12 protein-coding genes are annotated in these 14401 nt (G+C 72.7%); 3 read left to right on the plus strand and 9 right to left on the minus strand.

The window, feature by feature from the left end; translation table 11 throughout:
* Nucleotides 1-164: 164 nt before the first annotated feature.
* From BU197_RS04435 to BU197_RS04450, 4 genes are all read right to left on the minus strand, one after another.
* Nucleotides 165-1052: a FadR/GntR family transcriptional regulator gene (locus BU197_RS04435; protein WP_188266860.1), complete on the minus strand. Its 888-nt coding sequence runs from the start codon at nucleotides 1050-1052 to the stop codon at nucleotides 165-167.
* A gap of 160 nt (nucleotides 1053-1212) precedes the next feature.
* Nucleotides 1213-3342 (minus strand): ATP-binding cassette domain-containing protein, encoded by a 2130-nt coding sequence (locus BU197_RS04440; protein WP_411158438.1) that lies wholly within the window; start codon nucleotides 3340-3342, stop codon nucleotides 1213-1215.
* Nucleotides 3343-3518: 176 nt separating this feature from the next.
* On the minus strand, nucleotides 3519-4298 hold the full coding sequence (locus tag BU197_RS04445) for an NUDIX hydrolase (protein ID WP_188266862.1): 780 nt from the start codon (nucleotides 4296-4298) through the stop codon (nucleotides 3519-3521).
* 171 nt (nucleotides 4299-4469) lie between these two features.
* Nucleotides 4470-5885 carry a DUF4192 domain-containing protein gene (locus BU197_RS04450; protein WP_188266863.1) on the minus strand — a complete coding sequence of 472 codons (1416 nt, stop codon included), beginning with the start codon at nucleotides 5883-5885 and terminating at the stop codon, nucleotides 4470-4472.
* Nucleotides 5886-6026: 141 nt separating this feature from the next.
* Between BU197_RS04450 and BU197_RS04455 the strand changes: the two genes are divergently transcribed.
* Both BU197_RS04455 and BU197_RS04460 read left to right on the plus strand, forming a co-directional pair.
* Entirely contained in the window at nucleotides 6027-8210 is a 2184-nt protein-coding gene (locus BU197_RS04455) for a RecQ family ATP-dependent DNA helicase (RefSeq protein ID WP_188266864.1), read from the plus strand.
* 228 nt (nucleotides 8211-8438) lie between these two features.
* The gene (locus tag BU197_RS04460; protein ID WP_188266865.1) at nucleotides 8439-9068 is read left to right on the plus strand and encodes a hypothetical protein; all 630 of its coding nucleotides are present in this window, start codon (nucleotides 8439-8441) and stop codon (nucleotides 9066-9068) included.
* A gap of 394 nt (nucleotides 9069-9462) precedes the next feature.
* Here the strand turns inward: BU197_RS04460 and BU197_RS04465 are convergent, their stop codons facing one another.
* From BU197_RS04465 to BU197_RS04485, 5 genes are all read right to left on the minus strand, one after another.
* Nucleotides 9463-10092, minus strand: coding sequence for a hypothetical protein (locus BU197_RS04465; RefSeq protein WP_188266866.1), 630 nt, complete (start codon nucleotides 10090-10092; stop codon nucleotides 9463-9465).
* A gap of 108 nt (nucleotides 10093-10200) precedes the next feature.
* The gene (locus BU197_RS04470; RefSeq protein ID WP_188266867.1) at nucleotides 10201-10911 is read right to left on the minus strand and encodes a ribonuclease HII; all 711 of its coding nucleotides are present in this window, start codon (nucleotides 10909-10911) and stop codon (nucleotides 10201-10203) included.
* A 362-nt stretch (nucleotides 10912-11273) separates the two neighbouring features.
* Nucleotides 11274-12182: an ADP-ribosylglycohydrolase family protein gene (locus tag BU197_RS04475; RefSeq protein WP_188266868.1), complete on the minus strand. Its 909-nt coding sequence runs from the start codon at nucleotides 12180-12182 to the stop codon at nucleotides 11274-11276.
* A gap of 12 nt (nucleotides 12183-12194) precedes the next feature.
* On the minus strand, nucleotides 12195-12854 hold the full coding sequence (locus BU197_RS04480; RefSeq protein WP_188266869.1) for a histidine phosphatase family protein: 660 nt from the start codon (nucleotides 12852-12854) through the stop codon (nucleotides 12195-12197).
* Nucleotides 12855-12903: 49 nt separating this feature from the next.
* A complete protein-coding gene (locus BU197_RS04485; protein ID WP_188266870.1) occupies nucleotides 12904-13509 on the minus strand; it encodes a YdbC family protein in 606 nt (201 codons plus the stop codon).
* A gap of 328 nt (nucleotides 13510-13837) precedes the next feature.
* On the opposite strand from BU197_RS04485, the gene BU197_RS04490 reads away from it, so the two are divergent.
* Nucleotides 13838-14368, plus strand: coding sequence for a TerD family protein (locus BU197_RS04490; protein WP_188266871.1), 531 nt, complete (start codon nucleotides 13838-13840; stop codon nucleotides 14366-14368).
* Nucleotides 14369-14401 lie beyond the last annotated feature (33 nt).

Consider the following 14401-nt stretch of genomic DNA (forward strand, 5'->3'; position numbering starts at 1 on the left):
TCACACCTCATGTACGGCAAATAACGCAGAGGAGTAGATCAGCGTACATTCCCGCCACCGGAACCCTGACGCCGCCCGGGGAACCTCACAGGCTCCCCGGGCGGCACTCGCACTCGGCGGCGCGCGATGCCCGCGCCTCCGCACCCCCGGCCACGGCCCGCGGGTCAGTGTTCGCGCGGGGCGGGGACGACGCGGTCCACCTCGGGGTGGACCATGAGCAGCTGCCTCATGGCCGCCTCGGCGGCATGGGCGTCTCCCGCCGCCAGCGCGTCCACGATCCGGGCGTGGTGGGCGAGGCAGGGCTCGCTCGGGCGGTCGCAGCCCGTGACGGGGCCTCCGGACACCTGGAGCGCGGCGGCGACGATCCCGGAGAGGTGCTCCAGCATCCGGTTCCCCGCGAGCTGGATGAGGAGGGAGTGGAACTCGGCGTCGGCACGGGAGAAGGTAATGCCGTCTCCCTGGGTGAACGCGTGGCCCATGATCTCGACCATGTCGGCGAGCCGCTGCTGCACGTCCTCGCGTCCGTGCCCGGCGGCGAGCCGGGCGGCCAGGGGCTCGATCGTCCAGCGGAGCTCGATCAGCTCGCGGCGCTGGTCGTCCCGCTGCGGCCCGAAGGCGCGCCACTCGATGATGTCCGGATCGAGCAGGTTCCAGTCGCTGACGGGGCGGACCCGGGTGCCGACGTTCGGGCGGGCGCTGACGAGTCCTTTCGCCTCAAGGACGCGCAGCGATTCGCGCACGACGGTGCGCGAGACCTCGAACCGCTGCCCGATCTCCTCGGGGACGAGCGGGCGGTCGGCTCCGAGGTCCCCGGAGACGATCATCTGGCCGAGCTGCTGGACGAGCTGTCCGTGCAGGCCGCGCCCACGGCTGCCGGCGCTCCGGCGGCCGACGCGGCCCAGGTCGGTATCCGCCCCCTCCCAGGAGGGCGGGCCCACGCGGCCGGCGGCGGGGGCCTCCGCGTAGGGGTAGCGGTCAAGCTCGCCAGGGGCTCCGAGGCCGGAGTCGACAGGGCGGGCGGCGGTCATCATGGTGTGCGCAAGGGTACTCACGCATCCTTTGTCGGCGTTGCTTCCGTGACCCTTGAGGTCTTTGGTGAAAAGCACACGAAAGGGTGATCGGCACCTCCTACACAATTGACGATTAGTCGGACATGCAGCGCCCATATCAAGGCAGTTGGCAAACGATCGAAGCGATTCGGTCAGTATCCGATCACCAACGGGCCTTACGGCGAAGGCCCGTGAACACGTAGGCACAGGAAAGCCCCGCCAGCGTGAGCGTGAGCGCCACCCCCGCAGGCTGCCCCAGTACGTGCAGCGTCCCCGCCAGCCAGCGCTCCAAAGCCGGGGACCACTGCGGCCCCACGAACTCGCGCAGTCGCGCCGGAAGCCCGGCCGCCGACCGCACCGTCGGCCCGGTCAGCACCTTCTGAAGCAGCGGGACGAAGGCGACCGGCACCGCGAGGACGGCGGCCACTCCGGCCGCCGCCGCCCGGAACACCCCGGCCCCGAGCACTCCGGCCCAGGCGCAGCCGACCAACAGACCCAGCCAACTGGCAGCGAGCGCCGACCAGTTCTCCGGTACGGGGACCAGCTCGGCTCCATGGACGAGCCGCAAGGCCCCCAAGTCGGCCAGTACGACGAGCACCCCGAGACCCAGCGCGACGAGCGCGGAGACGGCGAGCTTCGCCAGCAGCAGGCCGGGCCTGCGGGGCACGGCGCCCCGCCCGGTGGTCAGTGCGGGGTAGCGGTACTCCTCGCCGAAGGAGAAGGCGCCGAGCAGCCCCGCGCCGAGCGCGGCGGGCGGCAACGGGGAGATCGCCGGCCAGCCGGCGAGGACGGCGGGCAGGGCGGCGCGGCCCCCTCGCCCGAGCAGCAGGGCGAGCGTCAGGGAGAGGAGCAGGACTCCCCCGGCGACGAGGGGCGTGGACGGCACTCCCAGCAACCGGTGCAGCTCGTAGCGAAGGGGCCGGAGGGGTGCGCGGACCGGGTTCCGGGGGGCGGGGGCCGGGTCGGGCTCGACGGGGGTGGAGGCGGCGGACGACCCGACGGTCGGGGCCGTGCCGACGGGTGGCGCCCCCGGCGTGAGCGTGACGGGGGCGGCTGCCGAGGGTGCGGGTGGTGCGGACGGGGGTACGGCCCCGGTGGTAGCCGGGGAGGGCCGACCCGAGGGGGAGCCGACTGCGGGGCCATCTGTGGGGCCGCCCGTGGGGCCTGGGCCGACTCTCCCGAGGGCGCCGTTTCCCGGGCCTCCTTGATCGGGTTCCCCCTCCGGGCCCACCGCTTCGTGCCTACCCTTCCCCGGGCCCGCCACTTCAGGTCCACCCGTCCCCAGGCCCATCACTTCAAATCCACCCGTCTCCGGGCACGTCACTCCAGGCCCGTTCCTCCCCGGGCCCGCCGCTGCGGGTCCGCCCGTCGCGCCAGGTCCGTCCTTCCTGGGAACAGTCCCCTTGGCTTCGCCCTTTCCCGGGGTGGCCGCCTTCCCGGTCCCCGTAGCCCCGGAACCAGTGCGTCGGAGCGGGCCCATGTCTCCCGTCTCCGTGGTGAGCCGGTGGATCGGGACGCCGTGGCGAAAGGCCGCGTCGCCGATGGCCGCGCAGTCGCTCCCGTAGACGGAGAGCCGGTTGCCCTCCTCCGCCACGACCTCGACCGGGCGCCGGGCGGCCCTGGCCTCCTGAGTGACGACCGCGGCCAGCCGGACGGCCTGGGGGGTACGGACGGAGACCCGGGGGCGAAGCCGGGTGCGGGCGAACTCCACGGCGTCCTGGTCCGCGACGAGCCTGCCGCCGTCGAGCGTGACGACGCGGTCGGCGTGGCGTGCCGCGTCCTTGGGGTCGTCCGTCGTGTAGAGGACGGTCCCGCCGTCGGACGTGTGGCCGCGCAGCAGTTCGTGCAGCCAGGCGCTCTCGGCTGGGGAGAGACCGGCGCCCGGCTCGTCGAGCAGCAGGGTGTGCGGGTCGCCCAACAGGGCCGAGGCGAGCCCCAGCCGACGGTCGGCGCCGATCGGAAGCGTGCCGATCCTTCGGCGCTCCAGACCGGCGAGCCCCACGGTCCGGGCCAGTTCGTCGGCCCGTGCGGTGGGGACGCCCAAGGCGGCACCGAGCATCCTCAACTGGCCTCTGAGCGTGCGGGAGGGGTGTCCGGGAACGTCGCCGAGGAGTACGCCGACTTCGCGTGGCGGATCGGCGATGCCATGGAGCGGACGCCCTCGGAAGTAGGTGACGCCCCGGCCGGGCTCGAGTTCGAGCATGAGCCTGAGGGTGGTGGTCTTGCCGGAGCCCGGGGGGCCGAGGAGGGCCGTCACGGCTCCTGGCCGGGCCTCGAAGGTCAGATCGTCCACGGCTGGCGGGCGATCGCGGCGGGGAGTGCTGGTCAGTCCGATGGCCTGGAGCATCGCTTCTCTCGCGGTAGATGACACCGCTCCGCGGCAGGGCGGCGCTACCGCAGCAAGATAACGCTACATTTCGGACTTTCGGCGCAAGGTTGACCTTGCGGGGTGCCGACCGGATCCGCCCGTCAGATCTCGGGCCGCAGCATCGGAGGGTTGAGGAGAGTGGCCCCACCCGCCCTGAAGAGCTGGGCGGGGCGCCCTCCCTGACGGGTCGTGGTGCCACCGGCCGGAACGAGGAATCCGGGCGTTCCGGTCACCTTCCGGTGGAAGTTGCGCGGGTCGAGGGAGACCCCCCAGACGGCCTCGTAGACCCGTCGCAGCTCTCCGACCGTGAACTCCGGCGGGCAGAAGGCGGTGGCGAGCGAGGAGTACTCGATCTTGGAGCGGGCCCGCTCCACCCCGTCGGCGAGGATGCGGCCGTGATCGAAGGCGAGCGCGCCGGGGGCGCCCCCGGCCTCTCCGTCCGGACCGGCGGGCCCGATCTCGCCGAGCAGCTCCTCGACGGGCGCCCAGCGGGCACTATCCGCGTCCCCGCCCGCCTTCGGCGCCGGAAGGTCCGGCGCGAGGGCCAGATGGGCCACGCTCACCACCCGCATGCGCGGGTCACGGTCGGGCGCCCCGTAGGTCGCCAACTGCTCAAGGTGCGCGCCGTTGCCCGTCTCCGGCGGCGGGGCGCCCGGGTCGTGGGCGCGGAGTCCGGTCTCCTCGACCAGTTCGCGTGCGGCGGCCGCCCCGAGGTCCTCCTCCGCCCGCACGAAGCCTCCGGGCAGCGCCCAATGTCCCTCGTACGGCTCCTCGCCGCGCCGCACGACCAGGGTGCAGAGCGCGTGGTGCCGCACGGTGAGCACGACCAGATCGACGGTGACGGCGAAGGGCGGAAAGGCCGAAGGGTCGTAGGGAGGCATGCGGAGATCATAGTCGTCTCCCTGACGATAAACACGCCCCGCGGATCCATCCGAGAGGACTTCTCCGCTGTGCCACGAGGCCCCTCACACGTCTGGCCCGGTCCGTCGTCCCATCCCCGACCGATGGGACGACAAGGGCTCTACGGACGGCCCGGTCCCCCGATATGCATGTCATCGCCCGCTCCGGCTACCGCGCGGCCCGCCGGGCCTCGGAGCGCCGCTCCCCGGCCGCGCCGCCGCAGGGCCGCCGGGCCGTACTCCGGCGCCCGGCCTGCGGTTTCCTCCGGTCTGGCGGCCTGGCTTGGCAAGGGACAGCCGGGCGCCCTGCGGGCGGGCCGTGCGCGTCCGGGGCCGCCGCTCGGCCGCCGGGGCGGGTTCCTCCACCGCGAGCCGGGAGTCCCGCTCGGCCCGCAGGCAGGAGCGCAGCGACTCCGGGTCGAGCCCTTCATTGCACGCCTGGTGCAGGAGGCGGGCGAAGACGTACTCAGGGTCGGCTTCGAGAGCGAGTCCGAGGGCGACCCGGGCGGTCGGCTCGTCTCCGGTCGACCAGGCGGTCCAGCCGGCGAGGGTGAGCGGGGCGGCGGCGTGCTCCTGGTACGGGGTGACGCAGCGCCTGGCGAGTACCCGCCAGAGGCGCAGGGCGGCGGGGCCCTCCCAGCCTTCCATCCATTCGGCGGCCCGGTCCCGGGTGACGCGGTCCTGGAGGCCGAGGATCAGCGCGGCCGCCTCGTCGGTGCCGATCAGGGCGTCGTCGGTCGTGTCCCTCTCGGCCGTGGCGCCGGTGGTCGTCCTCGGCGCGCTCGGTGCGACCGGGCTCCCCTTCCCGGCCGCGTTCCCCTCGTTCTTCGGGTTCGCGAAGCGGCGGAGGACCTCCCGGGCGAGCTTCAGCGTCCGCTCGCGCACCTCCTCGCGCCCCTTGCCCCCGGCGTCCGTGAGGATCTCCGGGACGATCGAGGCGGCGCTCGTGTCGAGCGCCGTTCGCTGCGGTTCCTCGCCGGGCCCGGCGGAGGGCCTGAACCGGTTCTCCATGTCCCTGAGGGAGCCCCGCACCCGCACTCCGGCGTAGGTCGCGGTCGCCGCCATCACCGTCGTTCCGCTGAGTGCGAGCGGGGTGCCGTCCGACGGACAGCAACGGACGTCGGGGCAGCAGTAGGAGAAGTACAGGCCGTCGGTGATGCAGAGGGCCTCGCAGACGGGGATGTCCAGGGCGCCGCAGGCGGTGCGCAGGCGCTGGGCGAAGGGGCGCAGGCGCTCCATGACTCCCCGGCCCGTCTCGCCGGGCTCGGGGTCCTGGCAGAGGAAGACCACGATGCCGTCCGGGCGCGTGCCCTTCCTTGAGTCCCCTTCGACAAGGCATTCGGCGAGGTGGTCGGCGGTCGAGTCCCATTCGCCCGGCGAGCGGGGGATGCCGAGCCTGACCCGGCCGCCGAAGCGGCCGCGCTCGCCGTGGAGGGCGACCAGGACGACGGAGTCGGTGGGGTGGAAGCCCAGCACGAACGGCAGGGCGTCGGCCAGCTCCGCGGGGCCGCGCAGGGTGATCTGTGGGGTACGGGAGAGTCCACTGGTTTCGTGGTGGTTCGCGTTCATGGTCAGGACGGTCTCGTGATCTCCCGAATTCCGAAACCCCTGTGGATAACTCCCGGAGCGAGGCGTCCGCCGTCGGCGAAGTTATCCACAGATCCGGTGCCTCGTTCGCCCGATGTCCGAGGCATCGGGTTGCATGGGGGCATGACTCAAGCGACTCCCCTGGAAGACCGCGCCGCCCTCCGGACCGCCGCCGACACCGTGCTCGCCCGTCTCGTCTCGGACCCGACGGGCAAGGCGAGACTGCGCGAGGACCAGTGGCGGGCGATCGAGGCCCTGGTCGCCGACCGACGTCGGGCCCTGGTGGTGCAGCGGACGGGCTGGGGCAAGTCGGCGGTCTACTTCGTGGCGACCTCGCTGCTCCGTGAGCGCGGCAGCGGCCCGACCGTGATCGTCTCCCCGCTGCTCGCGCTGATGCGCAACCAGGTGGAGGCGGCGGCCCGTGCGGGGATCCGCGCCCGCACGATCAACTCCTCGAACACCGAGGAGTGGGACACCGTGCAGGAGGAGGTGGCCGCCGGCGAGGTCGACGTCCTGCTGGTGAGCCCGGAGCGGCTCAACAATCCCGACTTCCGCGATCAGGTGCTGCCTCGTCTCGCGGCGGCCACGGGACTCCTCGTGGTCGACGAGGCGCACTGCATCTCGGACTGGGGGCACGACTTCCGGCCGGACTACCGCAGGCTGCGCACGATGCTGGCGGACCTCCCCCCGGGCGTTCCGGTCCTCGCGACGACGGCGACGGCGAACGCCCGGGTGACGGCCGACGTGGCCGAGCAGCTCGGCACGGGCGTCGGCACGGACGCCCTCGTGCTGCGGGGGCCGCTGGACCGGGAAAGCCTGAGTCTGGGCGTGGTGCGGCTGCCGGACGCGGCGCACCGGCTGGCCTGGCTGGCCGACCACCTCGGCGAGCTGCCCGGCTCCGGGATCGTCTACACGCTCACGGTCGCCGCGGCCGACGAGGTCACGGCCTATCTGCGCCAGTGCGGGTACACGGTGTCCTCGTACACGGGCCGTACGGAGAACGCCGATCGGCAGCAGGCGGAGGAAGACCTACAGGCGAACCGGGTCAAGGCGCTCGTGGCGACCTCGGCCCTCGGCATGGGTTTCGACAAGCCGGACCTGGGCTTCGTGGTGCATCTCGGGTCGCCGTCCTCGCCGATCGCGTACTACCAGCAGGTCGGCCGCGCCGGGCGTGGGGTCGAGCACGCGGAGGTGCTGCTCCTGCCCGGACAGGAGGACGAGGCGATCTGGCGTTACTTCGCCTCGGTGGCCTTCCCTCCGGAGGAGCAGGTGCGGCGGACCGTCGACGTGCTCGCGCGGGCGGGCAGGCCGTTGTCGCTGCCCGCTCTGGAGCCGCTGGTGGAGCTGCGCAGGACCCGTCTGGAGACGATGCTCAAGGTCCTGGACGTGGACGGTGCGGTGCGCCGGGTCAAGGGCGGCTGGGAGAGCACGGGGCAGCCCTGGGTGTACGACACGGAGCGGTACGCCTGGGTGGCGCGGCAGCGGGCCGTCGAGCAGCAGGCGATGCGGGACTACGCGACGACGGACGGCTGCCGTATGGAGTTCCTGCGGCGCCGGCTGGACGACGAGGAGGCCGCTCCGTGCGGCCGCTGCGACAACTGCGCGGGGAACCGCTTCGACCCGAAGGTGTCCGACGCGGCGCTCGACGCGGCGAAGGGCGAGTTGGGGCGGCCGGGCGTGGAGGTCGAGCCCCGGAAGATGTGGCCGACGGGGCTGGCCGCCGTCGGAGTCGACCTGAAGGGCCGCATCCCGGCCGGAGAGCAGTCCTCCGGCGGGCGGGCCCTCGGGCGCCTCTCGGACATCGGCTGGGGCAACCGGCTGCGTCCGCTGCTGGCCGACGGTGCGGCGGACGGACCGGTGCCGGACGATGTCGTACAGGCGGTCGTGCAGGTGCTCGCCGACTGGGCCAAGGGGCCCGGGGGCTGGGCCTCGGGGACCGCGGACGCTCCGGCGAGACCCGCCGGGGTGGTCACGGTCGCCTCCCGCCGCAGACCTCGACTGGTGGGTTCGCTGGGGCAGCGGATCGCCGAGATCGGCAGGATGCCCCTGCTCGGTTCGGTGGAGTACGCGCCGGAGGCGGAGGACGTCCGGCCGTCCCGGACCAACAGCGCCCAGCGGGTGACGGGGCTCCAGAAGGCCCTGACCGTTCCCGCCGAACTGGCCGGGCGGGTGGCTGCGGCCGGGGGGCCGATCCTCCTGGTCGACGACCTGTCGGACAGCGGCTGGACCTTGGCGGTGGCGGCGCGGCTGCTGCGGCGGGCCGGAGCGGAAGGAGTGTTTCCGCTGGTGCTTGCCGTCCAGGGGTGAAACGGGGAAGGAAACGGGGAGTGAACAATGAGCAACTGGGCAGGGATATGAGAGGCATACCCACGCATACCCGTCAGCGTCCTCAATTGCTCGTTGCCGCCCGCGCACGGGGCGGCAAGAATTGGGAAACCGCCTCGCACGGCCCTTCAGCGGTCCGGAAGGACTGTGCCGTGGTGCGCCCTCACCCGACCTTGCCCGCCTAGCGGGCGCGTATCCGAAGGGAGGACCGTGACCCTCGGATTCGCTCCGCCCACAGCCGCCTCGCTCAGATCATCGTCCGAGTCCACCAGCCGCCTCGCCCGGATACTCGAACCGGCCGAGTGGGCCGCGGCGGGAATTCCCCTGCTGCGCAATCCGCGTGAGGTCGTGAGCGGTCTCCATTCGCGTCACGCGCCCACGCCCGCCATGGCGGTCCTGGGGGTCCTCGACCACGAGGAACGGCTCACGGCCAGCGCCTCGTTCGTCCGTCGCCCCGCCCCGGCGGACGGCTGGGAGTTCCGCAACGCGCTCCTCGCGCATCTGCGCCGGGTCATCCCGCACGACCTGCGCAGACGGACCCCGGTCAGGACCGCGGTCCTGCTGTACTGCCGCGAGGGCGACGAGCGGTGGACCGAGGAGGACGGGGCCTGGATGTGGGGGCTCCGGGACGCCTGCACCCTGCACGGGCTCCGCTGTGGCGCGTACATCACGCTGACCCGGGGTGGTTGGCAGGTGCTCGGCGAGGGCCGGGGTGGCCGACGGCCGAGTTCCGACTCTCCCCCTCTGCCACTGGACGAGGGGCACGCCGAAGTCGAACTCCTCACACCGCGCACCGCGAGCGGCGCGGCCGAACCCCTGCGCCGGGCCGCCGCGCGCTGACGGTACGGGAAGCAACACAAGGGAAGCGGCCTGCGGAGGGCAGCGCACGGGAAACACCCTCGGTGGGCAGCGCACGGAAGACAGCCCAGGGAAAGCGACACACGAGAAGAAGCCCTCGGAAGGCAACCCGCAGGACGCACGCCCCGCACATCGGGACCCGGGGGGGGATACGCCCGCAGGAGAATCCGAGCCCGGGAAAGCACACGCGGGAACACGCTCCGGAAGCAGCAGGCCCACCCCGCCCCGGAAGCGGGGAACACGCCCCGGGAACGGGGGGCACGCCCCGGAAGTGGAGAAAGCGCCCCGGAAGTCATGGGCGCGAGGCCGACCCGGGGGCGGCGGACCGCGCCGCCCCCGCCGGGCCCGGTGAGGTCCGGCGGGGAGAGGCGGTCGTTCAGACGGCCGCGCTCGCTCCGAGGAGCGTCGTGACGAGCTGGGAGTCGCCGCAGACGACGAGCAGCGCGCTCGCGCGGGCCCGCGCGAGCGGCAGCACCCGGGCGACGGCCTGGTCGTCCCCGCCGTTGAGGGCGACGATGACCACGGGACGGGCCTTCGCCCGCTCCACGGCGGTGGCGTGCGCGAAGAAGACATCGTCGTCGGTGTCCTGGTGGGCCCAGTAGGACGCCTCGCCGAAGGACAGCTCGTGGGCGGCCCAGGGGTGCAGGTCGCCGGTGGTGAGGACCAGAACCTCACCGGGGGCTCGGCCGGTCTCCAGGAGCAGGTCCAGCGCCTCCTCGGCGGCGTCCAGGGCTCCGTCGACGGGGGCCGGGATCAGCTGGAGCTGCGGCTCGGACGGTTCGCCGGAACGATTTTCCGCAGCCGACGGCACGGCTTCGGGGTGCGGCTGCCGGGCAGGGGCCGCGGGCTTGGCCGGACCGGGGACCGGGCGTCCGGGGCGCGGGGAGGCCGCGGAACGCGGACCGGGTACGGGACGTGGGGTCGGCGCGGGGCGGCCGGTGGCCGCGGAGGCGCGGGGACCCTGGGCGCTCTCGTGAATCTGAGGCTCCTCGGGGGTGAGAGGCATGGGTGGATGTCTATCAAACGCCGCTGCGCGAGGCATCGGCGGGTGGGCGCACAGGTGCGCCCCGGTCGCATGGCGGGCTTCTTCGATCAGGCCCCGCGACCGGAAGTTTCAGAAGTCGAAGCCGAGTTGGCCCCCGCTCTGCAACGCGGCCGCCTCGGCGGAGAGACGGACCTTCTTGAGGTGGCTCCACCTGGGCATCGCGTCCAGGTACGACCAGGAAAGTCGGTGGTGGGGAGTGGGTCCCAGTTCTTCGAGCGCCGCTTTGTGGACCGGCGAAGGGTAGCCCGCGTTGGCGCCGAACGCGTACGCCCCGTACTCCCCGGCGTCATCTCCAAGCTCTGCCATGACCGTGTCACGGCGGACCTTGGCGATGACGGAGGCGGCGGCCACGGCGATGCAGGACTGGTCGCCCTTGATCACCGTACGGACTCGCCAGGGGCTGCCGAGGTAGTCGTGCTTGCCGTCGAGGATGACGGCGTCGGGCCGTACGGGAAGCCCTTCGAGGGCCCGTACCGCCGCGAGTCGCAGGGCGGCGGTCATGCCCAGCTCGTCGATCTCCTGCGGGGAGGCGTCACCCAGCGCGTACGCGGTGACCCACTCTTCGAGCTGCGCGGCGAGCGCGGTGCGGCGTTTGGGGGTGATCAGTTTGGAGTCGGTGAGACCTTCGGGCGGACGGCGCAGACCGGTGACGGCCGCGCACACGGTGACGGGGCCGGCCCACGCCCCGCGTCCGACCTCGTCGACTCCGGCGACGATCTTGGCACCGGTGGTCGCCCGGAGCGATCGCTCGACGGTGTGAGTAGGGGGTTCATACGGCATGGCGCCTGACAGGTTACGCCGCCCGACACCAGGTGCGATACCCGGTTTCCGTCAGGACGTCCCCGGACTTCGCCACACGGGCCCAGGACCGGACCGCACCGCCGTGAACGGGCCGGAGCCAACGCTCACGCGACTCCTCTCGTATTCGCGTACGCACATCCAAAGCAGGTAGATCATCAGGCCGGGGCCGAGGGCCGTACGGCGAACCGGAACCGCCGCACACCCCTCATCCGAGATCGCGTAAAACAAGGGAAACTGAGCCCCAGGAGGAGTCCATGGACACCCCGGCGACACTCGCCGAGTTCCGCCTTGACATCTGGTCGGCCGTCAGGGCATCGCGTTCGCGAACGCTGCCCGGGGTCTTACACCGGCCCGGTCGGCAGCCACCCCGGCAGTTCCTCGGTCTGCCGCAGCCAGTCCTCCGGTGGAGCGCCGGTCGAAGCCGCCGCCACGACACCTCCGGCGATGGCGCAGGTCGTGTCGACGTCGCCGCCGACCTGCGCGGTCGTCCAGAAGACCCGTGTGAAGTCGCCGAGGCCACGCGCCGCCGACCAGAGGGCGAAGGGGACCGTGTCGTGCGCGCTGGTCCGCCGTCCGCTGCCGAGGACGGCGGCGACCGTGCTCGCGTCGTCGTAGTCGAGCATGTCCCGGGCCCGCCTCAGCCCGGCGGCCACCGCGCTGCGCGGGACCAGGGCGACGACCCCGTCGAGCAGCGCCTCGGGCGTGGGCGGCCCCGCGGGATCGGCCGCCAGAGCCGCCGCGGCGGCCACCGCCATGGCCCCCACGACGGCCTCGCGGTGCTGGTGGGTCGGGTAGGCGGAGATCTCGGCCTGGTGCGTCGCCTGCTCGGGGTCGTCCGCGTACCAGGCTCCGAGCGGGGCGATCCGCATGGCGGCGCCGTTGCCCCAGGAGCCCTGGCCCTGGAAGAGGGCGGCGGCCAGTTCGCGCCAGTCGCCGCCTTCCCGTACGAGCCGGAGCATCCGGTTCACGGCGGGGCCGTAGCCCCGGTCGAAGTCGTGGTGGCGGGCGAAGGACCAGGCCAGGGCGTCCTGGTCGACGCGGTGGTGCTCGGCGAGGACGGCGAGGACCGAGCACGCCATCTCGGTGTCGTCGGTCCACTGCCAGGGACCTTCGGGCAGCTCGCGCCGCTTCAGCAGAGGGTAGTGGGCGGGAACGAAGAACTGGGAGCCCAGGGCGTCTCCCACGGACAGCCCGCGCAGGCTGGCCAGGGCACGGTCGTAGCGCCGGGTGGATGCGGAGTCAGCGATCATCGGTCGGTCACTCTATCCCGTGGGTCCGTACGGTTCCGGGGTGCGCCAGCGCTCGAAAGGCCGGTCCAGGCGGTACCGCCCGCCCTCGTCGAGCACCAGGACGCGGGTCTCGGCGTTGCCGGGATTCGACAGGGACTCGAAGTCGGCGACCGACCAGTGGAACCAGCGCATGCAGAACAGGCGCATGGTCAGTCCGTGGGTGACCAGGAGGACGTTGGGCGGGTGGTCGGGCGCCTCGAAACTGCGGTAGAGGCTCTCCAGGAAGGCCCCGACCCGGTCGTAGACGTCCGCGCCGGACTCGCCCTGGGCGAAGCGGTAGAAGAAGTGGCCGTAGGCGTCGCGGTAGGCCTTCTGGAGGCGTACGTCCTCCCGCTCCTGCCAGTTGCCCCAGTCCTGCTCCCGCAGCCGGGGCTCCTCGCGCACCCGGACCCGCTCAGGGGGCAGCCGGAAGGCGCTCAGCGTCTCGTGGGTGCGCCGGTAGGGGGAGACGTAGACGCTGACGGCCTCGTCCCCGAAGAGGTCCCTCAGCCACTCCCCCGTCTCCGCGGCCTGCCGCCACCCGGTCTCGGTGAGCCTCAGGGCGTGGTCGGGCTCGCGCTCGTACACCGTGTCGTCGACATTGCCTTCGGACTCGCCGTGCCGTACGAGAACGATGCGCCGCGGTCTTGCCATACCTCGACCCTAGAACGCCTCCCCCGGACGGGCGCGGCCAGGAGGGGGTTCAGACCGTCCAGGCGCCTTCGAGCCGCACCACGTCGCCGTCGAGCGCCGCCACGTCGGCGGCGGTGTGGGCCCGCAGACCGAGCCTCTCGATGCGCTCCACCCGGTACTTGCCGTGCTCGGCGGCGGACTGCCAGAGGGAGAGCACCAGGAACTCGCTGCCGGGCGCCTCCCCGAACAGTCCCCGGAGCATGCCCGGGGAACCGGCCATCGCCGGGTTCCACACCTTCTCCTGCATGAGGGCGAAGTGTTCGGCCCGCTCCTCATGGACCCGGCAGTGCGCGACGCGTGCCACGTCGGCGTCGGAGAACCTCGGCTCGAACCCGGTCTTCACGTCGAAGCGGTGGTCGAACAGCTTGACCTGGGCGTTCTTGAAGGTGCCCGCCTGGGTCGCCGCGAGCCGGTCGTGGGAGCGCGCCATGAAGGAGTCGTAGAACGCCCGGCTCTCCCAGAACGCGAAGACATGGGCGACGTCCGGCCGAGCCCGGCTCCACCCGCCGCCCTGGCCCCGGAATCCCGGCTCACCGAGCAGTCCCGCCCATTTCCGCTGCCCCCGCTCGAACCCTCGACGGTCCATCACGGTGCAGCGAATCCACTTGACCAGCACCGCGCCATCGTACGGGGCGGACGACCGCCCCGGCAGTCCTTGACAGGTGCCCCGGGACCACCCCGGGGCCGCCCCGGGACGGCCGTTCAAATCCCTCGCCGTCGAAGGCGAGTTCACCCCGTCCGGCCCTTCTTCCGCATGATTCGAGCCAGAGTGGGGCGAGATCCGGCTTGTCACCGCCCCGCCCCCTCCTCTCCCCCTCGCTCCAGGGCCCACTGTCGGAGCCGCATGACACCATGAGTGATCGACCGCGACCCTGAGTTCTCCCCCGGGTCGGACGGTACGACGCGAGGCGTACGCGGGGGCGTACGCGGAGAGGGGAAGCACCATGAGCGGACTCAGCAAAGGCATCGGACGTGTCGAGGTGGCGCTCAAGTGGGACCCCGCGCCCTCCGGCGCACCGGTCCACGACCTGGACCTGATCGCGGGCGTCTTCACGGCGGACGACGCCTACGGGGCCCCGGCCCAGCTGGTGCACTTCGGCAGCCGCTCTCCCGACGGCACGATCACGCTGCTCCGCGACAGCCGTACGGGGCAGGGCTTCGGCTACGACGAGGCGATGACCGTGGAGCTGGAGCGGCTGGCCCCGCGCTATACGCGGGTGGTGGTGGGCGTCGCGATACAGCAGGGTGCCGGGCGGCTGACCTTCGGCGACATAGGGAGTACGGGCGTCCGGGTCCGCGAGGGCTACACGGACCTGCTGGTCCACGACTTCGCGGACGTGCCCGCCGCCCGGTCGGCGACGATCGTGGAGTTCGTCCGCGGCGAGGGCGGCGACTGGTCGTTCCGTCCGTTCAGCCACGGCTTCGACGCCGACCCGCAGGCCTTCTCCGCCCTGATCGGCTCCGTGCGCTCCTGAGCCGAGGGCCTCGTTCACGGGGCCCGGGACCCA

Source organism: Streptomyces sp. CBMA291, assembly GCF_014596525.1.
In the GTDB taxonomy this organism is placed as follows: Bacteria; Actinomycetota; Actinomycetes; order Streptomycetales; family Streptomycetaceae; genus Streptomyces.